Consider the following 23,376-nt stretch of genomic DNA (forward strand, 5'->3'; position numbering starts at 1 on the left):
GCCCTCACCCCCAGGTCCCGGTCGGGCGGTAGCCGTACGCCGTCAGCTCGTCGATGCAGGAGATGGGCGCGTGCGGGACGACCCGGCCGTCGGCCGTCTCCGCGAACACCTCGCTCGACAGGACGCGGCCGTCCACGCCGTTGACCTCCCGTACGGAGGTGACCATGCGCTGGAGCCGACCGCCCTGCAGATAGCTGTTCCGGCGTTCGATGAAGACGACGAAATTGACCGCGCCCGCCACGAGCATCTGGCTGGCCTCGATGGGCAGCCGCTCACTGGCCTGGAGCGCGTACGTGGAAATACGGTTGAACACTTCGCTGGAACTGTTCGCGTGAATCGTGGACAGCGAACCGTCATTGCCCTGCGACATGGCGTTGAGCATCGTCACGATCTCGTCACCGAGAACCTCACCGACGATGACGCGGGAGGGGTTCATACGCAGCGAACGGCGCACGAGCTCGGCCATGGATATCGAGCCCAGCCCCTCGGAATTGGGCAGCCGCTCCTCAAAGGCGACGACGTTCGGGTGCAGGTCGGGGAACTGGTCGAGTCCGAGCTCCAACGCCCGCTCCACGGTGATCAGACGCTCAGTGGGCGGAATCTCGTTCGCGAGCGCGCGCAGCAGCGTCGTCTTGCCGGCGTTCGTGGCCCCCGCGATCATGATGTTCTTACGGGCCCGTACGGCGCACGCGAGGAAGTTCCCCAGCTCCGGGGTGAGCGTCCCGTTCCCCACCAGGTCGGCCATGAACACCTTGCCGAGGCGCGCCCGGCGGATGGATAGGGCGGGCCGCCGGGTCACGTCCATCACGGCGGAGAGCCGGGACCCGTCGGGAAGCCGCAGGTCGAGCTGCGGATTGGCGGAGTCGAACGGACGGGAGGACAGCCCGGAGTACGCGCCGAGGACCTGGATGAGCTCGACCAGCTCCTCGTCGGTCTCGGCGACCGGCTCGCCCTGCACCTCGCGGCCGTCGGAGTAGCCCACGAAGACCTGGTCGCAGCCGTTGATGTCGATGTTCTCGACATCGGGGTCGTCCAGCAGCGGCTGGAGCCGGCCGACGCCGAAGAGCGCGGCGTGCACCGCGGCGGCGTATTGCTCCTCGGTCTCCGCGTCCGGCGGCGTACGCCCGAAGTTGATCTCCGTACGGGCGTAGTCCTCCAGGATCTGGGCGATCACCGCGCGCGCGTACTGCCGCTCGTCCTCGGTGGACATCGGTGCCGCGCCCGACGCCTGGTCCACCCGCCGCTGCTCGGCGATGCGGTCGCCCGCGTCCTGCCGGAACCGCTTGACCAGCTGGTGGTCGACCGTGCTCATCGGTACGCCCCCGGCCCGCCGGGCTGCGCCCACGCGGCACCGTAGTTCTGATGCAGGTCACCGACGACCTTGCGGGCCGAACGGATCAGCAGCGACTTGTCCAGGCGGCCGCGCCGACGCCCGTTCAGCTGGGCGGCGCCGGCGGGGTCGTGGGCGATGACCCCGACCACCCGCGCGCCGCACTGCGCGGCCACGAGCATGTCGTTGACCTGCCCGGCCAGCTTGGCGCCCGTCCCGGAGTCGGCGATCAGCAGCACGCCGATGAGCGGCGTGCCCAGCTGCGCGGCCCCGCGGTGCGCGCCGTGCAGCTTGGCCGAAAGCGCCCCGGCACGGTCCCGGACGCGGGCCAGGTTCTCCGGCTCCGAGCGGGCCACCAGCAGCACCAGCGACGCCTGCGGGAACATGTCCACGACCACGGAGTCCGCGCCGACGCGCCCGCAGTCCGCGATGACGTCGGCGGGGCCGTGCGCGGACTGGGCGAGTCCGGCGAAGGCGTGCCCGAGGGTCGGCCACAGCCCGGTCAGCCCGGCCGACTGCTCCGACGTCCCCAGCCCGACCAGCACCTCGAGGCCGCCGGACATCGGCTGCGCGTGGTCCCACAGCTGCTCGGCGGCCAGCCCGCGCCGCGCGGTGGCGGCGACGGACAGCATGCCCGTGTTGGGGTCCAACGGCCCACCGTGCGCCGCGACACCGCGGTACACCAGGTCCCCGCCGGCCGGATCCGCCTCGGCCAGCAGCGCACGCCGCGGCCAGACAGCGGAGATCGCGACGGCGGTCGTGGTGACGCCGGGCGAACCCTTGTCGGCGGCGAGAGCGATAAGCGCCATGTTCTTACGTGTCCTCGTATCCCTCTGACGGTGCCTGCGACGGTGCCGGTGACGGCATCCGCGGTACGGCCGCTCGGCCGCCGCGTACGTGGTACGGAGCGGCTGCCCGGCTGCCGCGTACGTGGTACGGAGCTGCCGCCCGGCTGCCGCGTACGTGGTACGGAGCTGCCGCCCGGCTGCCGCGTACGTGGTACGGGGTCACTCGCCGGCCGCGGGGACCTTGACGATGGCCACCTCGCCGGCGGCCGCGGCCTGCACCAGGGTGGCGGCCTGGCTCTTGTCCACGAGCAGGGAGACGGGGAGATCGGTGCTGCCGATGTCACCGCTGTTGCCGTCACCGACGTCCTGCACCCTGGCCGTCGGCGCGAGCATGGTGTCGGCGCCGCCACCGGATCCGCCCGAGGCGCCGGAGGACCCGGCGGAGCCGTTCGAACCGCCCTTGTTGTCGGCGTCGCTCACCCGGAAGGCGGTGACGGTGTCCCCCTGCGCCAGGTCCTTGGGGTACTGCCCGGCCTTGAGGGAGAGGCCCACGAGCACCTTGCCGTCGGGCAGGCCCTTGGAGTCCTCGGTCAGCATCGGACCGACGAGGAGCGAACCCGCCACGATGTCCTTGGTGGCACGGTATTTCGCGATGGCGTCCCGCTGATCCCATTTCACATAGTCGATGCCGGAATCCTCGGCGACGAGAACGGATTCCATCGCGGAATCGGGGATCTTCTTCCCGGCCGTCACGTCCTGCGTGATCTTCACGACCTCGATACGGTCGCCGGCCCGCAGCACGAGCACGGTCGCGCCCAGCGCGCCGACGAGGATCAGCAGCACCGCCAACGCGGCCAGTGCAGGCTTGCGCTCACGGGGCGCGGACGGCAACCGCTCCCCGACCCCTTGAGCCGGCGCCGAGCTCCCCCTGCCGTGCGCCGCCCCCGTGCGCTCCTGGATCTTCACGCCAACGCTCCCGCAAGTAATGTCCGAATTCAGGGATTTACCCCGCTACAGCCCCGCCGCAGCCCCACTCGCGCGACTCACGCGACTCACGTGCCCGATGCACGCCCCTGCGCTCTTAGGTCGCCGAACCGAGGACTGTCAAGTCATCGCACCGTATCAGGGGCACATAAACGCCTCAAGGCGCGCGGGTTCCAGCCATGCTCCGCCAGGGGCTCGACCCCCCGCCTCCACTTATCCACAGGCGTTGATGCCGTCCGACGCCTGTCAGCCATCCGTGCCATCATCGATGGACTTTGCTTATCGGACACCCAATCGGACGCCCATAGGAGATAGGGAAGTTGAAAACGCACACACGCACGATGGCGAGCCTGGCAGCACTCCTGACCGCCGCATCACTGGCCCTGACGGCGTGCGGCGGTGACTCGAAGTCCGACGGCAAGGACAAGATCGACGGCGCGAAGAACACTCCGACGGCGGCGGCACCGACCACGACGGCGCCGGGGGACGGGATCAAGCGGCCGGAGATCAAGCTTCCGGGTGACGTGAAGAACGTCTTCGAGCCCAAGCAGACCGGGGACCCGAAGCAGGACGCGGTGCTGGCCGACAACGAGCGTGCCATCAACTCCATCGACGAAGCCATCACTAAGGGCAAGGGTGACCACCTCGGCCTCAAGTTCTATTCAAAGGGCAGCGCCCTGGTTGAGGCTACGCGATACATCCAGAGCTTCTACGCTGCCGACACGACCTTCGTCGGCGTTACTCGCTACTACGACCGTAAGGTCACCTTCGTCAAGGATGGGGCAGCGGTCGTCACTTATTGTGGCGACGAAAGCAAGGCGTACAGCAAAGACCGCAAGACGAAGAAGGTGACGAAAGCATCGCCTTCCCCCAGCGATTACACCTTCTACAGCGAACGCATGGAGAAGAACAAGTTGGGCGTGTGGCAGTCGTCCAACGTCATCTCAGAGGAGGCTTCCAAGAAGTGCCAGCCTTGATCAGTTCGCCGCCGCGCAAGGCCACAGTCGTCGCCTTGTCCTTGGCCGTAGCAGTGATTCCGTCGACTGCTGTCGCAGGCGGCAAGGCTCCTGGCGGCCACCGGGGAAGTGGCAAAGGGACCGCGAATGGACCTTCGGTAGCGGCCGAGGTACAGGTGTCCGGCGTGAAGAAGACCGTCAATGGAAATCCAGGATCCGGCAAGTCCGGCGCCCTGACCCCCAAGGACACCAACTGGACGCCTCCCGCCTGCTGGTACGAGCCGAAGTTCTCCCCCAAGGAAGTCAAGTCCTTGATCGAAGGCTTGGAGAAGTCCAAGTTTCCGTTCAACATCGGCCCCATCATGAGTAAGGCGTACAAGGCCCTCTTCCAGACGGACAAGTACGAGGACTACAACATGGCCAAGCAAGGCAAGGGCATGTTCTGGACCTCGGTGATCAACCCGGCCCGCAAGGACGACCCCGAGGCGATGTCCTGCGACAAGCCGCCCTTCTGGGTCGATGAAGGGCAAACGCCCGACGAACCTCTCGCCGTCTCGCCCGAGATCCTCGCCCAGTACGCGTACGACGAGCTCCCGGTGCCCGACACCGACATCACCATGAGCCCCGACGGCAAGCAGACCGTCAACGTCGACACCTGGGTCTGGCTCGACAAGGCCAGGTTCAAGCCGGTCTCCGTCACCGCCAGCCTCCCCGATACCGGGCTCTCCGCGACCACCACCGCCAAGCCCGTCTCCCTCACCCTGGAACCCGGCACCAAGGACGCTGAGGTGCACCCCGCCTCCGGCTCCTGCCCGATCAACCAGAAGGACGGCAGCATCGGCACGCCGTACTCCGAGGACAAGGAAGGCCAGACGCCGCCCTGCGGGGTCACCTATCTCCGCTCCACCGCCAACTCCGGACCGCACAAGCTCAAGGCGACGCTCACCTGGGAGATCTCCTGGACGAGCACCACCGGCGAGGGCGGCAAGCTCCCCAGCGGCAGCTTCGGCACAACCACGGACATCACCGTCCAGGAAGTCCAGTCCATCAACCGCTGAGTCCGCGAGGCCACCGGCACCAGCACCGGCACCCTGGACGGCAGAGCCGAACCGACCGAACCGAGAAGCAGAGATGACCTCCGGCACAGGAACACCAGCATCGGACACCGACCCGGTACCGACCCGTACCCCACCGCGCCCCCAGGCATCGCGCCGCTGGCCCGCGACCCTGGGTGTCGCGCTGCTGACCCCGATCGCCCTCATCGGGTGCTCTTGGCTCGCAGTAAGCGACGGCACGGTCAAGATGATGACGGGCGTGTTCCTCGGCCTGGTGGTCCTTGTCACCGCCTGGGTGATGTGCGGTTCGGGCCCGGGAGCGCTGGTGGCCGCCAGCGGCTTCGCCTTCATGCTCTGCATCGGCTGGACCCTGAACGACTACGTTCTGTACCACTGGGGAGTGGAACACCGCGCGGTCATCATCAAGGTCGAGAAGACACACAGCCGCAGCACTGACAAATGGTATTGCACCGCCATCCGGTCGGATCACGGCAGGCGCGTAACCTACGAGTTCGGCGAGACGTCTGGCTGCGAAGGCCACTTCAAGCCATTCCGAAGCGTCATCGTCGTAGAAGACCCGACGGGCTGGCTCAGCCCCTCCCTCAGCACCGGCCTCTCCAAGCCGGGCACTCCAGAGGTCGCGGCGTGCGCCGGATCAGCCGCCGCAATGGAGGGATTCATCCTCTACGGCAGACTCCGGCGCCGCCGCATTCCTTGATCGGCCGCTCGATCTCCTCACCCAGAAAGCAGGAGCACCATGATGAAGCCGAAGGAGCAAAGCAGGGCAATACAGCTCGTCGGCCATCCGTCGGCCACCGGTGACTGGTGCAGAATCGAGACCATCCCACGACCCCCGAAGGATGTGCATGCCGCGGCGGGCAGGGGACGTCTGCGGCCCGGCTTCATGCCGCCGATGCAGTTGCTTTCCTACATCCTGGCGGCACCCTTCGTCCTCGGCTTCTTCGCCATCGCCCTCGTCTTCGAGGCCATCCCGGAACTCGTCCTCCGATATCTCTTCTCCACAGAGAAGCGCCGCGAAGAGGATCGCCAGCACGGATGAAGGAGGAACGTCGTGCGGCGGATATCAAAGAGCACCGGTTGGACGAGGTCTTCGACGGCGACTGGAGCGCGGCAGCCGGTCAGCTCCTCCTGCGCTGGTACAGCGATTCCCGCCACCACACCCGACTCGCCCTGCTGGCCCCCGGCCGTATCGTCCTGGCCGCGCCCCGGAAGCGCGTGTGGCGGAAGCCTGCCAGAAAGATGGAGATCGTCGCTGAGCTCCCGGGTGATCAGGCGACCATCGAGGACCCATTGAACGGCAGGTGGGAGCTCAGGAAGTTCCGCATCCGGTTCCGCGACGGCTCCTGGCTGGTCCTCACCGCCCAAACCGACATATCAGAGATTGATGTGGTTCTCCGCACGCACTCGCCCGAAGAAGACCTGCCCATACACTTCTGACGCACCGAGTGACGACTTGTCATCGGCGACACGGCAATGAGGGCGGCCCGGACCCATTGAAGGGGAACAGTCGTGAGCACCTTTCGAACAATGCCCCACAAGAGGCGGTGGGCTGTCGTTGCGGCAGCGACTGTAGCGCTTGTCGGAGCTTCCGGCATCTATCTCACCACCCGGCCCCAAGATGCGGATCCGCTCTCCGCCGAGTTCGTCCTCGGCGGTGGAACAGCCACCTCCGGTGCCGGAAGCCGGGTGGAGATCAAGGGCACCTTCTCTGCCCTGGCCGTGGATCGGCACGACCGCGTCTCGCTCTTCACCTACGACGGCGAACGCACCATCATGTGGCAGCAAGCAAAGTCCGGACAGGCAAAGAGGGTTCCTATACGAGGCATGGGCCCGGAGGACGCAGAACAGGCAGCCGTCACCCCGGACGGATCCGTCTATCTGGCTACCGGCGACCTATGGAAGGTGCGCTCTGATGGCCGCGCTGAGAAGATCGTCGACACCTCCAAGTGTGGAAAGTCCACACCACGCGCTACGAAGCTAGCCGACTTCTGCATGGATGAGGTCACAGGAGTCGCCGTGGCCGACGACGGAACGATCTACATCGGCGATCGCGACCGCTACAGTGCGGCCAACTTCGTCCATGCTATCCAGCATGACCGCATTTCACTTGTCGCAGGACGCGAAGCCATCGGAAGCGAGTCCCGTAGGCCGGACAATCCCGCCGTACGCCGCGGCTACGATCCGACCAAGGGGACGAAGGCAACGGACGTGCTGGTGACAGATCCTCTGGACGCAGGCCTCGTGGCAACGAGCGATAAGGACGTCTACTGGAAGACGGGGCCGAGTATCGTCCGAATCAACCAGGACGGCACTCTGTCCCCGATCGTCGCCGGCCGCGACCCGAAGAAGATCTCCGACTACGACCCTTACGAAGACTTGGGCAAGCCTTTCACGACCACGGGAAGAGCCGTGGACAGCGCAGTCGAGACGTTGGCGGGACGCTCTCATCGAGGAGACCTCGTCGCAGCACCGGGAGGCGGGCCCCTCTACTACGCTGCCGGGCCAGGAGTGTCTGGGCCCGCGCACGACGGGCCCTTCCGCTGGGGCGGCGATCGCTCCACCTCTCAACAGCAGATCCTCGACAAGGCACAGGCGAACACCGAGGCCGAGGAGCGAAAAGTCGTCTACCGCGTGGCGGGCGGCAACGTCACGGCGGTTACGGGCGGAGTGAACGCCATCACCGCTTCCCGTTCCTACCTGTACCTCGCGATCGAATCCAACGTCACTGGTCCGGTGGACTCTGCGAAGAACTGGCAGACCGCCGTACTCAGGATTCACATGCCCGAGCAGTGACCGCTCATCCCGTCTTGTCTTTTTCTTCGGTCTGGCCAGGCCAATCCCAAGAGTTGCGGCCATCCGCAAAGGGCTCGTAGATCTTGTGCACAACGGCCGGATCCTGAAGCCACTCACTATATGCCGTACGCTGCGTAGGCGTCATAGATTCCTTGATCGATCCATCTCGGTTCAAGAAGTTCCGGTCAGGGTCTCCCTTGATGTACGTGCCCGGGTCTCCGCTGTACACCTTTTCCGTGCCGTCGACCTGACGTACGGTCACTTCTGGAATCACATGGCGGTCAAATCCAGAGCCATTTCTGCCCTGACCTCCTGCCAGCAAGTCATTGGCCTGCCTCTGGTAGGAAGCTTGCCAACTGGTGTCGATCGTGGCCTTCTCGACTTCCTTTATCTGGCGATTCAACTCAGCGGGCGCATCCTTCTCGTCTACATGGAATCCTTCTTTGATCCAGCCTGTGAGGATACCCGATCCCATAGTGTAGGCAATACCGATGGCGGCGCCCTTCATTCCGGCCATGCCCGCTCCCGCAGTTCCTCCCATGGCCACTGTAGTGGCATGGTCAATGAGACCGTCACGGTACGCATTAGTCTCCGCTATCCACTTATCCCGATCCATTTCGAGTTCGCCACTCGCGGTCCGCATATTTTCGAAGTAGAACTGCATCATCAAGCCCTTCCGAGAGGACAGATAACGCATTGAATCGGGCGTACTGCGGTCCCGATCGACGTTGTTCTCCTGGTGGGCAATCTTTTTCTCGTACCCTTGGAATAGAGCTCCCAGGACTCCTGCAGCCTGTGGGTCACGGCCAGCCTCGACCATGAACTCTCCCCACAGCTCTCGGGAAATCTCCAGACCTCCCCTCCTTCCATCTTGCGCCTTAAAGAAGGTTCTTTCGTCCCAATCCTTTCCGCCCTTCCAGAGATCACCCCCAGCCGGCGATGTAATGCCATATTCGACATCCTTCCAGTAGGCCGTCATAATGCTTGCATAGAGCTCACCGGTACCGTCGATGGGGTGGAGGCCCTTGAGGCTTCCCTTTCGATGCTTATAGTTCTCGTAAATAAGCCAGGCCGCATTCTTCTCGGCCAGTCTGGGATGTGCCCTCTTCAAGGTAACCGAGCCGGCGGACAACACGCTGAAGAACGCCTTCTCGCGCTGGGAAGGCCAGTTCTCTCCAGTGTTGTAGAGCCCGTGCTGGACCACCTCATGATTGTGGTCCGTCCACTCGCCGGCCGCCTCGGGGTTCTTCGAGATGGCGTCGAGCAACTGAGTGTAGCCGTCCTTGCTCCACTCCCCCGGAGCGTTGCTGTCACCTTCCATCCATCGATTCTCGTCAGTCCTGCGATCCTTGTCGTAGACGCGGTCTCCCAGCGCGACGAGGAAATCCTTGCCGTGTTTCCCGCCCTTCAGGAAGGGCGTCAGCCGGTCGGGGCGAAACCCGTCGTATTCATCTATCGAAAATTTATCGAACCACTTATCCCAAGCTTGCTGCCTGGCTTTCGTTGATTTCCCTTCAAAAGCAACCTGCGTGTAGGTTCCAAACGTATCGGCGATTACCTTGCGATCTTTTTCGCGCTGCTCCGGGTCGTCCTCGTAGTGATCGTTCATCCGGTCGCCCATCTGCAGCGACAGCAGGTTCAGCCACTCAGGCCCCAGGCGGTCGTAGAAGGCCTTCACATAGTCCCCGTCAGCCCGATACTCGTTCAATCGGGCGAACATCTCAGGGGTGATGTCGCCGCCGCTCTCCAACTTCTCCCGGAACTCGTCACCGAGTTTCTTCCCGTTACGTTGCGACTGCGCCGTCTGTCCGACGAGCTTCTCGTCGATCTGCACCATGCCTTTGCGCCCCGGGTACTTCTTGTCCGCGGCGATGGCCAGATGGTGACGGCGTTGCAGCATGGGTAGCTGGTCATCTGCCCAGCCGGCGATGGCGAGCAATCCGACCAATTCCTTGGTGTCGATCCCGTACCGGGTGAAGCTCGCCTTGATCGAGGTAGCGCTCGCCCTGAGCCGGTCTTTGTCCTTCTTGAATGAAGCGATTGTGGTTTCAAGGAGCTCGGGGTCGATTCCAGAGAAACCGCTACCTGCACTCTTACCCATATGAGATCTCCCCGTGACGTTTTCTGCGATTCGTCGAGCAAGTTCCGTGATCAGTAACCGCGCAGGTCGAGCTGAATCAGTTTGGCGTCGGCGATGGGAACCTTCTCGGGAGTTTCATCGATCTTGGCCTGTACCGCCGGGATCAGCTTCTCAAGCAGCTGCACCATGTGCGTGCGTCGCGCGGCGATGTCCGAATGCCATTTGTCGGCTGTTTTGCCGACCCATGCCTTATCTTCCTCCGCCTTCCCTTCTCCGACCCGCTTGGCAGTCGTCTTCAGGAGCTCCTTGAGGTCTTTCAGCTCCTCCTGGAGGTTCTGCTTCAACCTCACAAGGTGTGTTCGGTATGGGTTGTCGACCTTGGGTACTTCATCGGACTTGCCGTTCTCGCCCATCGAGCCCTCCCCTCCTCTGCGCCGTATTAGCAGAGCACATGTAGGGGCCGCAGACCAGAGAATTCGCAAACTTGATACTCAGACCGCAGGAAGTCCGTAGAATCTGTCCGAGTGTGTAACTAGCAGCCGTCGGCCTACCGAAGTGACGTGCCACTCTCCGTCGTCGTGCACTCCGTCATTGAAGGTCCAGCGGAGCTTGCCGTTCTCGGCGTCGAAAGCGTAGATCCCGCCGGAATCGAAGAAGGTGGCTCCGTAGACCGAGTCACCGGCCCTCACGAACTCCATCGGCGCCGGGCGTTGACCGAGGTCGTCCGCTTTCCACAGCTTCTTGCCGCGCCCCGCGTCGACGGCCCACACACCGCCGTTCTGGACCGAGGCGTAGATCGTGCTGCCGACCAGCGTGAGCGGCGAGTTGAACGGGTTCTTGTGCTCGCTGGGGAGCGCCCAGCGCTGGTGGCCCTTCTTCAAGTCAAAGGCCCGTATCGACGCACCGCTGATGATGACCTTGTCACGGTGGACCATCGGCCGCCATGCGGTGTTGTCGCCCACCGGCTTGGTCCACAGCTGCTCTCCGTCTGAGGCTCTGCGCACCGTGAGGTTATAGAGATCGTCCGTGTACACCACGTGCCGGCCATCGCTCGTCGCCTGGACCTCCCAAACACCGGAGCCCTCGCTGCGCGGCTTGCGCCACACCACCTCACGGCTCTTGATGTCAACCGCCGCGATCACTGTTGGTGTCTTCGTGGGGTCTTCGGTGAGGACGTTGGCGATGACGTAGACGCGCTTGTCATCGGCCGCGACCGGCCACGGCTGGTCGTACTTTCCACCCAGCCGGCTCCGCCACGCCTCCTTGCCCGTGGCCGGGTCGATCCCGATGAAGTCCCCGTCGTACTTGGGACTCCGGAAGAACAGCAAGTTGTTGCTGAGGATCAACTCGGCGCCTGGCCCTGCAACGTTCGGCTCCGCCCACTTGCGTTGACCGGTGACGACATCGTGCGCGATCAGCGGATCGCCACTGATCACCATGAGATTGCCGATCACCATGGGGCGAACCCCGTAATTGAGGCTCAGTGGCTTCGCGCGCTCGTCCCACAGGGCTTTGGGACTGGTACCGGCCGGCGGAGTGGTGAAGTCCGCCTCGGAGAGCACCTTGGTGTCGTCTTTGGAGGGCCGGGACTTGTCCTCCGCATCGCTGCCCCGCGTCACCGCCCACGCGACCGCCCCACCAGCCGCAAGCACGCCCGCACCGGCGCCGAGCGCGAGGAACCTGCGCCGTGAAGGAGCGGACGACACCGGTGAGGACGGCGTCTGCGCCAATGGCTTGCGAGAAGGCGCCGTGGCGGTCGCCTGGTCGAGGACGGTCGGCGTACGCAGTGGCTCCTCGCCCATTCGCAGCGGACTGTCGAGGTCCAGGACCGCCGCGGCGTGCCGGGCGATCGTGGATGCGACCGGTCCCGGGAGCCAGTTGTGCAGCGCCGTCTCAATCCCACCCGGCGCGAGTTCTGAGACCAGGAACTCGGGGCGGGCCGTTCCTCGGGGTTCTTGGCGAGGCATGCTCCCACGAGGGGACGCAGCGGCTCAGGCACCCCCGATAGTTCGGCTTCTCCGTGGACGACCTGATACAGCAGCCCCGCCGCCGAGCCGTGGCCGAACGGCTGCTGTGCAGTGGCCGCGTACGCCATCACGACGCCCAGCGAGAACACGTCGCCCTGCGGCCCGGCCACCTGGCCACTCGCCTGCTCCGGCGGGATGAATCCGGGCGAGCCGACCACCACTCCGGTACTGGTCATCCGCGCCCCGTCGACTGCGCGCGCAATCCCGAAGTCGATGACCCGCGGGCCGTCGGCAGCCAGCAACACATTCGACGGTTTGAGATCTCGATGGACCAGGCCGGCGCCGTGGATGACCGAGAGAGCGGAGGCCAGTCCCGCGCCCAGCGCGCGTACGGACTCCTCGGGAAGTGCCCCGTGCTCGGCGATGACGTCGTCGAGGGACGGGCCGAGCACGTAAGCGGTCGCCAGCCACGGCAGATCCGCCTCGGTGTCAGCGTCCACCACGGGGGCGGTGTACGCCCCCGACACGGCACGCACGATGTCTACCTCGAGCCGGAAGCGGCTCCGGAACTCCACGTCCTCGGCCAGTTCCGGCCGTACGACCTTGACCGCGACGGTACGCCCACTGGGCGACCGGGCCAGGTAGACGCGTCCCATACCGCCGGCACCCAGACGCGCAAGCAGCCGGTAGGGACCCACAACGTGGGGATCCTCCACCTGCAACGGCCGCACCCCGAAACCACCCCATCCCTCGCGTGCACTGTCGTCACACCCGGGCCATGAGCCTACTGCGGACTGCCGTGGCTCCAGGGCGCCGGATCCTCCCCGGGCCCCTTTGTCGCATACACGAACGCGGCAGCTGTCGCAGTTCCCACGCTCCCGGCCCAGGTGCTCGCTGACAGCTCAAACCGCTAGGCTCGGCGCTCGCCATGGTGCCCGCCGTGGCACGAGGAGGAATGAACCTGCTCGCGGGGCAGGCAGAGGGGGAGGAGCGACGGTGGTGTTCGGTCGACGCAGGACAGAGCAGGAGCCACCAGTGCCCGCAGTCGACTGGGCAACCGTGCGGAAGTTCTCCATCGGCAGCATTGAACGACCTGCCACGAAGCAGCGGAAGAGCCCCGTTTTCGGGCGCTGGGCCATCCGGGTCCCCAAGGGCGGTGGCAATTCCCAAGTGTTTGCGCCCTGCGCCTACTTCGCGCCCGGCTCCCACCCGCCCCTTGACTACAGCACTCGCAATCGGGGTCGGAACATCGCCCGACTGTACGAAGACAGCGAAGGCGAGCGACTGCTGTGCTTCGTCGATGAGGCCGTGGAGTCGAACGGTGAACGTCACCACCAGGTACGGGACGGGCAGGGTGAAGTGATCGGCACACTCCGTCGGGTGCCGCCGACGAAGCGGCTGCTCCGGCACACGTGGCGAATCGACCAGCCCGGCCACCCTGAGATCGCGGGACGCCACGAGTGGGCATCGACGGAGGACGCCAAGGAGTTCGCGGCCCTCGCGGCCGAGAAGGTCGTCATCGGGTTCTTGGACTCGCTGGCCAACATCGGTGGGGAAGGCGGGGACCAGCCTTCCAAGGGACGCCCACTGATCTGGAAGGCAGACGACGAACTCGTCATGACCTCCGAAGCCAGCAAGAACATCCGTATCCGGGCGGATTGGCTGGACCGACGCCTCGCCTTCGCCTTCGCCATGCTGGGTGACCGCTGACCCACAACCAAGGCTGGAACAGCGGGGCAGCTCACCATGCTGCCCCGCCTAGTACGGCGATGTGATCAGCCGCTCGCGGGCGTGGCTGCCGCTCCGTTCTCGGCAGTGTCATCACCCTGCTCCGTCTGGAGCTCACCTACCACCGCGTCAGTGCGCTGGCGGAGCGCGCGGATCCGGTCCACCGTCTTCACGTCAAGACTTCCCGGGTCGGCGGACAGCACCGGCACGCCCTTCGCCTGAGCAGTGGCCACCAGGCTGTACGCCACATCCATCTGCTGTGCGAGAAGCGCGGTGGAAAAGAGGTTGGCGCGCAACGCCTTCTCTCTGCCGAGCATGCCGCGGTAGGTGATCTCGCAGGCGACGTTCATGCTCTCCAGCCGCTGATCGCTTGCCTGCTCCAGTGCGGCGAGTGCGACGGTCGCCAGACCCTCGACAACCTTTGTCACGGCCCATTTGCGTCCCGGAATCGGGGGCAACATCCCGCGAATTCGGTCGATCTCGGCGTCAAGCGCCTCGGTCGTCATCGCGCTGAAGGCGTCGTGCAGTTGCAGCCGCACAACCTTCTCCCAGGGGATGTCCTCGCCGTCGAAGCCGACCGACTCCGGGCCGAACCGCAGCGCACCGATCCCGTCCAGCGAGCGCAGAGCCTTCGCGGTCACCCCGGGAACCCTAGGATGGCTGCAGACCAGGGCGCCGAGGGAGAATTCCCACTGCTCGTGGGCCGGTGCGGCAGGAGCGGGCAAGGCACCCAGGACACGGCGCACCCATTCACCGGACGCGTCAAGCCCTGAACGGCCCGCGCCTGCAGCCGCGCTCGTGATGTTCTTGCCCGCCTCGGTGGCGGCCGATGTGAGAACCTCGCCGAAGCCGCGAAGACGGCCCCGTACCTCCATGATGATCGCTTCATCCCTCTCGTTCAATCTGCTGACAGTAATCGGCCCATTGCCCCGCCGGACCGTTGGCGCGTCTAATCCCCGCCCTTGTCCTTCTCCTTGTCCGCCTCTTCCTTCGCAACCTTGGCACGTATCCGAGTCATCTCGTCCTTCGCGTGCTGGAGCGCTTCTCTGATCTCCTTGCTACGTGCGGCCCATTCTTTTCGGAACCGCTCCCCAGCAGGGCCACGCCAGTTCTTGTTCGCCGCGTACCTATTGACGGCGCCAAGCGTCCTTTCCAGCTCATCCGCGTACTTCTTCAGATTGCGGATGTCGTTGTCACAATCGGAAAGTCTGCTCATACCCAGAACCCCTCAACCGCATCTATTACGACTGTTCAGGAAGCTTCAGCAGGCCGGCGATCTTACGGCCCAAGGTCTTCGCACCGACGGCCTGCGCGAGAATACCCTTCGGTGAATTAGGTTCGTCGACGGTTACAGTCCACAGGTCACGATCAGTAGCGTAAGTCAGCACGAGAGCGCCGTCGGAGTCAGCGAGTACCATCAACCGGCCGATCACCAAGGAGTTGTCGATCACCTTCTGCAGCGGCTGGCCCACATTATCGCTGTCCAGGGCATTCGGATCGAGTTTCTGAGTCCGCCCGTCTCGGTCGGCGATACCGAACGGGTCGACCAGTGCCTGAATAAGCTGGGCGGCGTCTTCGGAAGAATTGGTGAGCGAGAAGAGATGGAGGCCACCAGTGGTCACCCGCTCGACCATGAAGAGCTCCGCCGAGTGGATGTAGACGAGGGCATACGCTGTGCCGGCGCTGGTGGTCAACTCCGCCGCCAGCGCCCGCTCCGCGCTGCGGCGCAGATTGAGTACAAGAGCGGCTTCTTCAGTCATCCGAATGTCTACGGGCGTCCGTACATCGGGATCATTCTCGGAGCCGTCGGCCTCCTGCTGACGCATCAAGTCGTAGAGTTCTTCGACATTGGTGAGCTCGATGAGCCCCCGCGAGACCAGAGAGCGCAGGGCCGTGGACATTGCCATGGCCCGTTCTTTCGCAGTCAACCGAGACATGTGCGGGGAGGGGACCAGTCCCTCCTCCCCCTCCTGCGTCATCGGGTCGATAACAGCGAGCTCTTCATCTGTAAGACGGAGGATCGCGCGGTTCCCCCCACCGGCATCGGCCAAGCCTTGAGCCAGCTTCCTGCGCGCCTCAGCGAGATCCTCAGCAGAATCGACTGCTTCACTTTCCATCTGGGCCACCAAGATACTAGACCTTTCGATACTCGTTATAAAATGCCGCACACCTTCACCAGGCGAAGATAATTCAGGCATTTATACGCACCGGCAGATTTTCACTGTTTCCGGCGTCAAACTTCCGCATTACCTTCAGGCACGTATGGATATCGCTCGGCATATCAGCTGCAGTGAGCACCAGCCAAGAGCCGTCGAAGAAACGAATCCGGAACTTTCCGGTATCCCCTTCGCCGTGCAGCGGATCCTCGATCACCGCCTGCTCGCCGGTCATTTCAGCCACGATGCGCATCTTCTTCACAGCACCTGTGACGACTCGCTTGGGAGGTGCCGCGATGACGATCCGTCCGGGCGCGAGGAGCACCAGCCGCTTGGGGTGAGAAGATTGCCCATACCAGTGCAAGAGCAACTGTCCAGCCGCAGCGTTCCAGTCCCCATCAAAGACCTCGTTGAGCCTATGGGAGGCGACGGCAGATTCTTCCCGGTTCTGCTCTTGTTCCAGTGCGCGTGCCGCCTCTCTGCGCTTCCCTGCACGAAAGGGGTAGGTGAGCCCGTAGAGGATGACCTCCAAAACGACTTCCACAGCCGCGAAGAATCCGAAGAACAACAGGATTGGCGAGACCAAGATGTATCCGAGGACTCCGCCAGGGCCGATGAAACCCGGCTTGAGCGGCCCTTTTCCTGCCTGTTCATGAATACCCTCTGGAGGCTTCGGAATGGCGCCGATCTCACACCATTCACCAGCTGCCAACCGACCCCCAAGCAGCTCTTCCGCTCTACGCTTGTGAGCACTTTTCAGCATGACTCAAACCTTCACATTTCGGTACGCCAGCTGACCCGCCAGATATTTTTGCCACCTACGGTCACCCGATGCCGAATAGCTTTTTCGCTGGACCCGGAATTCGCTTACTCACCTCGTTTTTCGCCCAATCCTTTGCCCCCTCAACCTTATCCTTACCCCAGTTATATCCATCTTCGACTTTATCCTTGCTCCAGTTATACCCGTCTTCGGCTTTGTCCTTACTCCAGTTGTACGCCGTTTTCGCTCCCGATTTGATATCATCTCCCCATTTATCCCAAGCCCAGCTCCCCAAGAAATAGGCTCCGGCTGCACCCAAAGCAATCCAGCCAACAACAGGAATTACGGAAGCGGCAGCCGCGGCGCCTCCCCACATTCCATACATCACGGCACCAGAACCAGCCACCTGCACAAGCCCCATGAACCGATCCGCAGTACCATAGAGCCCGTCATGACTGGGGAAGACAAGCTCCTTGAGCCCTGTAACAAAAGACAGAGGCACGAACGCCTTGTCGAGAAAACCTTTACCTGGTGCCTTGTTCAGCCACTTGAGCCACTTAGCCTTGCTCAACCATGACATCAAACCCCAGGGCTTCGTGTAAATTTTTCGAGCTTCATCGAACTTGTCGAGAGCCTTTAGATAGTCCCCCCTGAACACCTCGCTGAGATCAAGCAATGACTTCGCCGTCCGTACACCCTTTGCCTCCTCCCAAACGGTCTTCATCCTCCTATATGCAGCTATCCCCTTACCAATGGACATCCCCTTCGCGAGAGCCAATGCATCCTTCCTCAATTGAGGGTCTTGGAGCTTCTCGGCGCCAGCGATCAAATCTTTCTTGATCTGCTCCTTGTTCTTCTCCGCCCATTCCCAGGTCTTCACCACGCCCAAATATGCCGCCATCATGACGACATATTCAGGATCGGCCCCCAAGATACCGAGCCGGTGCCGAATGTCCTTGCTCTGCCCCGACCCCCATGTGGTTTGTGCGGGGAACCTCGAAAGCTTCCCGGGAGATCCTCCCCATTTGGCCACGATGCCTCGGACAAGCTCACCTTGAACGGTGAGTGCGGTACCCGTTACGTCAAGGGACGCGGCGAGGCTCCGTACCTCCGTCGTCTCCATTCCCTTAATGGCCATGCCTCTCCCCGTGTGGTCTCGAATCGTTCCCGGTATTGCATTGGGCCCATGGCCGACGACCCGCGCCCCAGGTGCGTGGCGCAACGTCACCCGCCACTCTGACGAGGCGTGGTCACCGGCCATCAGCACAGTGGTGGCAGCCTCAACACAACATCTATCGCTGTGTGGTGGGTATAGGAAGCCAGACGCTACCTCTCGTAGGCCCGGTTCCGGCATCCCCTCCAACCAAGCGATGGTCTCACTCAGCACGATGCGGCTGCAATCACGTATGACGATCCTGACAAAGACGGCAAACCGGTGTGCCCGAGGATGGCCAAGTCCACTGCGGGGGCCGCCATTCAGCACCGTTCGGGCGCGCACTCAGCTGGGATCCTGTGTAACGTCTCCGCTACCATCCCGTCCCGACTCTGAAACCAACAGCACCGGCCTGTTTCACGAGTTCCCTCGAATGCATTTCCGTCAAATGCATACCAAAATGGGCTATTTGCCAGCCTTCCTTCTGGCTAGATGACAGAACCGTTGCCGACTACCCAGGAGGAACCGGGGCGAGTCCGACAGGGCAGTGCCGCCAGCCGCTCTCCCAGGGTTGCCCCTCCTTGGGTTAACGCACCCGGTCCTCATATGCTGAGTTGATTCAGCTGACGCTAGACTGCGTCACCGGTCGCAGTAGTTGACCGCATCTCATAGCGGATGACGGGTACTGCGAGATTGGGATAACGTCGAAGAGGTGACGGATCGTCCGTCCACCTCTGATGCACGGGGAGGCGCATATGGGCTTCAAGGGCGCGGACACCGAACTGCTCCGGGGGCTCTCCGGAACGTTCAAGACCCAGCACACGAACCTGAGCCAGTTGATCACGGCCATCAACAACGGCACGAAGAACAGCGATTCCTTCTGGAAGGGCGGCCGTGCGAACAACTTCCGCGACCAGTGGGACCAGCTGAAGCCGCAGCTGGACAAGTTCCTGGTGTCGCTTGACGGTGCGCGCAAGGAGACCGACGCGGCCGCTCGGGACAACGACACCGCGAACGACTGACGCTGCCTCTGCGCTGCGCAGCACTCTCAGCTGGGGCCGGGCGACCACGAAAGGTCGCCCGGCCCCAGCCACTTTTGTGCCTACCTTGTTTCCGGCCTCAGTCTGGGAATACCGCTTGCACCTGCATGGGCTCGCCACCGTGTACGAAGAGACCACGTCCGGTCGGGCCACCGCCGATACTCGAAGGCAGGCGGAGGTTGAACACCTCACCGTCCGATGAACCACGCGGCGACAGGAGGAATCCGGTCCGGGAACGGCGTGCTTCCACCGCGAAGCCGCGGTATTGAGAGGAAAGTGTGTCAACGGCACCGGCGGCGATCAGACCGACGCCGCCATCCATACCACGCCGGATCACTCCTTCCAACGGCTCGTCGATTGGCGTGTCATAGAGCAGTTCGGCGTCGTCGATCACAACGACATAGTTGCCCTTGGCTTTCTCGGTGAGCTCTTCTAGATCACCGTCTGTGCTATCCGCGCCGAGCATGCCGAGCACGCCTGGTGCACTCTCCAGGTCGCGCAGGGGAGAACGCCGGGGAGTGATGAGAATGAGTTCGGTGCCCTGCCGCAGAAGCGAGTGGGCGGCTGTCAATAGCGTGCTCGACCGCCCGGACTTCGGCGGGCCAGCGATGACAAAGCCCGGCCCGGACTCCTCCAAGTCCACTCCGATGGGCTGCAGTTCGTCCCCGCCGACGGCGACCATCGCCCACAGGGGGGATGGCGCCTGGAAGTCCGGCTGCAGTTCCATGGCCTCGGTGACAGTGATCCGTGCAGGCAGGTTGTCGACCCGCATCGGCCTCTGATTGGGTTCCGGACGCGCATGCACACGAGCGGCTTCCCTGCCGATCGCCTGCAGGGCCGCTACCTGCGCCTGTCCGGAAGGATCCTCGGCGAGCAACGCGATCTGGCTCTCCTGCACGCCGTGGTCGGTCGCCCGCAGAGCGCGTCCCGGGGACATGTTCTTGGGGACGTCCCGCGCGTTGAGACCGGCGTAGGAGTAGTCGGCCGGATCAGCCAGGCGCAGCACGAGACGGTCCGCGAACGACGTGGACACCTGACCGCTGAAGCCACTGCGGTCGGATGTCATGACCACCTTGACTCCGACGGCAGCACCTTCTCGGAAGATGCGTGACGCGGCATCGATCAGCCGACCGTATTCGTAGTTCTCGAATGCGTCCTTGAAGGCGTCCCAACCGTCCAGCAGCAGAACCATCCACGGGAAGCGCTCCGATGGAGCGGCCGCGGCTCGTTGTTCTGCCGCACTGGAGGCACCCTGCTCGGCGAGAAGTGTCTGTCGATGGGTGACCTCACCCAGCAGCCGCGTCAGCAGCCGGCTGACGCGCTCAGCTTGGTCTCGCGTGACGATCGCTCCGCAGTGCGGCAGCGCGGTGAGGGGCAGCAGTGCGTTTGCGCCGCAGTCGATGCCGTAGATGTGGACATCGCTGGGCGAGTTCTCCCGCGCGAGGGAGCCCGCTATGGTCCGCAGAGCCGTGGACCGGCCGGACCGTGGTCCGCCCGCGATGAGCAGGTGCTCGCCATCCGCGAGGTCGACCGCCAGTGGGGCACGCGACTGGAGGGCAGGCAGGTCGGTGATGCCGAAGGGCGCGGGACGTACCGTGTCGGCGCCCGGAGCGGCCGGCCGCCGCGGCGGCACGTCCGCCAAGGTGACGTGCTCCGGGATCGGGGGCAGCCACGGGCTACGCGGCGTAGGGAAGGCCAGTTGCTCGGATCCCGCGCGAACCGCGTCCACTAGGACGGCGAGGTCGGTCACCATCGTGCCGTCGTCGCCGTCGCCCTGAGCTGCCTTGGGCAGCGGGCGGGCATACGCGTTCCAGTTCAGGTCGTGCAGAACGGTCTGTGGCGCCGAACCGAGGGCAGGACGGCGGCCACCGATACGAGCCGACTGGACGCCGACGAGCGACTGCGATCCAGATCGCACATAGCAGCGACCGGGTGTCGACTTCGCGATGGCTGCGGACTCCGGCGCGTCGATGACGTCTCGGGACTCGTCGACGTCGGTGACCCGGAGCGCGATGCGCAGGTTGGTGTTGGCCCGGATGTCGGCACTGACTACGCCTGCGGGGCGCTGAGTGGCCAGCATGAGGTGGACGCCCAGCGATCGACCACGCCGTGCGATGTCCACGAGGCCCGCGATGAAGTCGGGAAGTTCGGCGACCAGTGATGCGAACTCGTCAATGATGAGGACGAGCCGCGGCATGGGCTCCAGTGCCGGGCGGAGCTTCCTGGCATCGTTGTAGTCCTCGATGTCCTTGGTGGCCGCGTCGAAGAGGATCTCCTCCCGGCGCTTCAGCTCCGCCGCGAGCGAGGCGAGGGCTCGCTCTGTGAGGTGCGCGTCCAGGTCGCTGACCATGCCGACGGTGTGCGGCAGCCGCGCACAGTCTTGGAAGGCGCTGCCGCCCTTGTAGTCGATCAGAACGAAGTTGAGAGCGTCCGGTGTGTTGGCGACGGCGAGCGAAGCGATGATCGTCTGGAGCAGCTCCGACTTACCGGCGCCGGTGGTACCCGCGATGAGCGCGTGGGGGCCGTCCCGCCGGATGTCCAGGGCGAAGGGGCCGTCCGCGGAGATGCCGATCGCCGCACTCGTGGTGGAACCGCCCCGCTGCCAGATCGCGGCGATGTCGCCACCGGTGGGGTCCGGCATCCCGAGGAGGTTAAGCAGCCGCGCCGCGGTGGGCAGCGCGCTGTCGGCGTCGTCGCGGCTCACGTCTCGTACGGGAGCGAGTGCCCGAGCCACACGCTCGCACCAGGACACCGAGACCTGGTCGGCGAGCACATCGCCGGCGGCTTCGAACCCTCCGCCTCGGAGGTGCACTGTGCTCGGGGTATCCGGAGTCCAGCAGACAGCGGTGCTGCACTCCTCGGGAAGGACGCGCTCGTCCTCGTCCACACAGATCGCATAGATGCCGTGGCGTGGCCCCTCTTGAAGAAGTTGAGGGACGCCAGGCACCCGACGGAGCAGACGCGCGCCGTCCAGCACGATGAGGATGGAGGGATCCGGCCGGAGGCTCTTCATGGATCGTGCCGAGTCCGCGACTGCCTGCCGTCGGTTCAGCTCGTTGAGGACTTCGTTCACTCGCCGGGAGATCGTCTCCGGGTCCGTGCCGATGAGCGCGACGCACTCCTGTCCCTGCTGGGGTGAGGTGTGCGGCAGCCAGTGCGTCCACTGCCAGTTGGCGGCGGCATCTCCTACAGAGGAAAGCACCACCATGGAAAGGTCACGCGGGCTGTGCAGCAGGGCTGCCTGGGCCGCAAGCCAGCGGGCGGTGGCAGCGGCCCGTCGGCGATCACCCGCGACACCGACAACCCCCAGCTTCGCGAAGGGCAAGATCACGGGAACGTTGCTCAGAAGCGGCGGCTCGGGAGGATCGACGTCGACAGGTCCACCGCTTGCGTACCGCAGCTCGATGTCAGCCGGAAGCGCACCAAAGCCGACCCGCAATTGCATGGCATCCGTGTCCGTGAGCCTCCGTTCCCACAACCGACGGCGCGGTCCGGTGGCGAAGAGGAGCAGCTGGGCGGGATCCGGGAACTGCAGGCGCCGGTTGTGCTGATCGATCTGGCCGAGGCGGACGACTTCGGCTTCCTGAGCAGCCTTCTTCTCCTTGTACTCCTTCACTGCGACGCGATGCCGCTTCTTTCCATGCCGGGCATCGCTGGCCCACTGCCCCAAAATCATCAGGGGAGACATGAGACAGAAGAGCAGCATGTAGACCTGTTTGGTGAAGAAGTACATCGCCACGCCGAAGACCAACGGGAGCAACATGGAGATGAGCTGGAACCGCGCGCCCTCCCCCTTGACGGGCTCTACGGGTACGACCAGCCGGGGGCGCTGCTGAGGTGACATCAGCCGAGGGGGGCGGTTGTAGGCGAGACCGCCCTCCCCGGTGGGAGACAGGTGTGCGTCAGGTTGGGTGGGGGTGTCGAGGGTGAAGAGAGAGTCACCTACGCGAAGCAGGCCGCCGAGCGGCCACTCCTGGCTGTTCTCCAGAGGCTGGTCATCCAGGGTCGCCGGCACGTTGTGCTGCGGGGCGACCTCCACTCGGCCTTGGGCGTCGATGGTCATCCGGACGGCCACTTCGGCCAATGCGGGATCCCCCACCGACACCGTGCAGGAAGGCCCTGATCCGATGGTGCTCGCGCCGATGGACAGCCGCGCGACGCGCCCGGCCCCCGGGCCGCCGCAGACGCGCACCTCATACCTGCCGCTCGGTTCGCTGTGGGCCAGAAGCGGCCCGATGGCATCGTCGACAGAAACCCGCATACCATCACGCAGCACGGACTTGGCGGGCATGGTGGGGTCGCAACGCCATCCGTCGGCCCAGAGATCGGCGCCCCCGGCGGGTGCCTGACCGGGACGTGCGAGAGAGAGTAGAGCCCTGGCAGCGGGCGTCTGCTTGACCTGCGCGAAGGGGCTGTTCGATGACCGCAGGCTCAGCGCCTCCGCGACATCGGCGACGGACGCACCGTCGTCGAAGTCGATCACGGCGTCCTGGGCCTCGGCCCCCTCCCGGGCCAACGTGACCAGCACTCGCATTGGGATGCGCCTCTCCCTTTGATCTCGCACC

20 protein-coding genes and 1 pseudogene are annotated in these 23,376 nt (G+C 64.4%); 8 read left to right on the top strand and 13 right to left on the bottom strand.

The genetic code is table 11. The features are described 5' to 3' along the window. Positions 1-4: 4 nt before the first annotated feature. The 3 genes from Q3Y56_RS14520 to Q3Y56_RS14530 all read right to left on the bottom strand — a co-directional run bounded on the left by Q3Y56_RS14520 (position 5) and on the right by Q3Y56_RS14530 (position 3,084). Positions 5-1,312, bottom strand: a complete 1,308-nt coding sequence (locus Q3Y56_RS14520) for a CpaF family protein (protein WP_304462348.1) — start codon at positions 1,310-1,312, stop codon at positions 5-7. Next, the gene (locus Q3Y56_RS14525) at positions 1,309-2,139 is read right to left on the bottom strand and encodes a hypothetical protein (protein ID WP_304462349.1); all 831 of its coding nucleotides are present in this window, start codon (positions 2,137-2,139) and stop codon (positions 1,309-1,311) included. The genes Q3Y56_RS14520 and Q3Y56_RS14525 overlap by 4 nt, the downstream gene beginning before the upstream one ends. Positions 2,140-2,337: 198 nt before the next feature. Beyond that, complete coding sequence (locus Q3Y56_RS14530) at positions 2,338-3,084, bottom strand: hypothetical protein (RefSeq protein ID WP_304462350.1); 747 nt, start codon at positions 3,082-3,084, stop codon at positions 2,338-2,340. A 359-nt stretch (positions 3,085-3,443) separates the two neighbouring features. Between Q3Y56_RS14530 and Q3Y56_RS14535 the strand changes: the two genes are divergently transcribed. From Q3Y56_RS14535 to Q3Y56_RS14560, 6 genes are all read left to right on the top strand, one after another. Continuing rightward, positions 3,444-4,079, top strand: coding sequence for a hypothetical protein (locus tag Q3Y56_RS14535; RefSeq protein WP_304462351.1), 636 nt, complete (start codon positions 3,444-3,446; stop codon positions 4,077-4,079). Between the two features lie 164 nt (positions 4,080-4,243). Beyond that, the gene (locus Q3Y56_RS14540; RefSeq protein ID WP_304462352.1) at positions 4,244-5,116 is read left to right on the top strand and encodes a hypothetical protein; all 873 of its coding nucleotides are present in this window, start codon (positions 4,244-4,246) and stop codon (positions 5,114-5,116) included. Positions 5,117-5,189: 73 nt separating this feature from the next. Then, positions 5,190-5,831, top strand: coding sequence for a hypothetical protein (locus Q3Y56_RS14545; protein ID WP_304462353.1), 642 nt, complete (start codon positions 5,190-5,192; stop codon positions 5,829-5,831). A 39-nt stretch (positions 5,832-5,870) separates the two neighbouring features. Next, a complete protein-coding gene (locus tag Q3Y56_RS14550) occupies positions 5,871-6,173 on the top strand; it encodes a hypothetical protein (RefSeq protein WP_304462354.1) in 303 nt (100 codons plus the stop codon). Then, entirely contained in the window at positions 6,170-6,571 is a 402-nt protein-coding gene (locus Q3Y56_RS14555; protein ID WP_304462355.1) for a hypothetical protein, read from the top strand. Before Q3Y56_RS14550 ends, Q3Y56_RS14555 begins: the two co-directional genes overlap by 4 nt. A gap of 90 nt (positions 6,572-6,661) precedes the next feature. Then, the gene (locus Q3Y56_RS14560) at positions 6,662-7,927 is read left to right on the top strand and encodes a hypothetical protein (RefSeq protein ID WP_304462356.1); all 1,266 of its coding nucleotides are present in this window, start codon (positions 6,662-6,664) and stop codon (positions 7,925-7,927) included. Between the two features lie 4 nt (positions 7,928-7,931). On the opposite strand, the gene Q3Y56_RS14565 is transcribed toward Q3Y56_RS14560, so the two are convergent. The 4 genes and pseudogenes from Q3Y56_RS14565 to Q3Y56_RS14580 all read right to left on the bottom strand — a co-directional run. Further along, positions 7,932-10,028 carry a hypothetical protein gene (locus Q3Y56_RS14565; protein WP_304462357.1) on the bottom strand — a complete coding sequence of 699 codons (2,097 nt, stop codon included), beginning with the start codon at positions 10,026-10,028 and terminating at the stop codon, positions 7,932-7,934. A 50-nt stretch (positions 10,029-10,078) separates the two neighbouring features. Beyond that, the gene (locus Q3Y56_RS14570; RefSeq protein WP_304462358.1) at positions 10,079-10,420 is read right to left on the bottom strand and encodes a hypothetical protein; all 342 of its coding nucleotides are present in this window, start codon (positions 10,418-10,420) and stop codon (positions 10,079-10,081) included. Positions 10,421-10,498: 78 nt separating this feature from the next. Beyond that, the gene (locus tag Q3Y56_RS14575) at positions 10,499-11,974 is read right to left on the bottom strand and encodes a PQQ-binding-like beta-propeller repeat protein (protein ID WP_304462359.1); all 1,476 of its coding nucleotides are present in this window, start codon (positions 11,972-11,974) and stop codon (positions 10,499-10,501) included. A gap of 17 nt (positions 11,975-11,991) precedes the next feature. Then, positions 11,992-12,630 (bottom strand): annotated as a pseudogene (locus tag Q3Y56_RS14580) (serine/threonine-protein kinase); the annotation flags it as partial. 379 nt (positions 12,631-13,009) lie between these two features. Here Q3Y56_RS14580 and Q3Y56_RS14585 point away from each other — a divergent pair. Continuing rightward, a complete protein-coding gene (locus Q3Y56_RS14585) occupies positions 13,010-13,684 on the top strand; it encodes a hypothetical protein (protein ID WP_304462360.1) in 675 nt (224 codons plus the stop codon). A gap of 65 nt (positions 13,685-13,749) precedes the next feature. Here Q3Y56_RS14585 and Q3Y56_RS14590 read toward each other — a convergent pair whose 3' ends face one another. From Q3Y56_RS14590 to Q3Y56_RS14610, 5 genes are all read right to left on the bottom strand, one after another. Further along, on the bottom strand, positions 13,750-14,604 hold the full coding sequence (locus Q3Y56_RS14590) for a hypothetical protein (protein WP_304462361.1): 855 nt from the start codon (positions 14,602-14,604) through the stop codon (positions 13,750-13,752). A 47-nt stretch (positions 14,605-14,651) separates the two neighbouring features. Beyond that, a complete protein-coding gene (locus Q3Y56_RS14595) occupies positions 14,652-14,918 on the bottom strand; it encodes a hypothetical protein (protein ID WP_304462362.1) in 267 nt (88 codons plus the stop codon). A 25-nt stretch (positions 14,919-14,943) separates the two neighbouring features. Further along, positions 14,944-15,828, bottom strand: coding sequence for a hypothetical protein (locus tag Q3Y56_RS14600; RefSeq protein ID WP_304462363.1), 885 nt, complete (start codon positions 15,826-15,828; stop codon positions 14,944-14,946). Positions 15,829-15,892: 64 nt separating this feature from the next. Continuing rightward, a complete protein-coding gene (locus Q3Y56_RS14605) occupies positions 15,893-16,621 on the bottom strand; it encodes a hypothetical protein (RefSeq protein ID WP_304462364.1) in 729 nt (242 codons plus the stop codon). Between the two features lie 61 nt (positions 16,622-16,682). Continuing rightward, positions 16,683-17,756 (bottom strand): hypothetical protein, encoded by a 1,074-nt coding sequence (locus tag Q3Y56_RS14610; RefSeq protein ID WP_304462365.1) that lies wholly within the window; start codon positions 17,754-17,756, stop codon positions 16,683-16,685. Between the two features lie 770 nt (positions 17,757-18,526). Between Q3Y56_RS14610 and Q3Y56_RS14615 the strand changes: the two genes are divergently transcribed. Continuing rightward, a complete protein-coding gene (locus Q3Y56_RS14615) occupies positions 18,527-18,793 on the top strand; it encodes a WXG100 family type VII secretion target (protein ID WP_304462366.1) in 267 nt (88 codons plus the stop codon). A 97-nt stretch (positions 18,794-18,890) separates the two neighbouring features. Here Q3Y56_RS14615 and Q3Y56_RS14620 read toward each other — a convergent pair whose 3' ends face one another. Then, a complete protein-coding gene (locus Q3Y56_RS14620) occupies positions 18,891-23,345 on the bottom strand; it encodes an FtsK/SpoIIIE domain-containing protein (RefSeq protein WP_304462367.1) in 4,455 nt (1,484 codons plus the stop codon). Positions 23,346-23,376: the final 31 nt, after the last annotated feature.

It is taken from the genome of Streptomyces sp. XD-27 (assembly GCF_030553055.1).
Classification (GTDB): Bacteria; Actinomycetota; Actinomycetes; order Streptomycetales; family Streptomycetaceae; genus Streptomyces.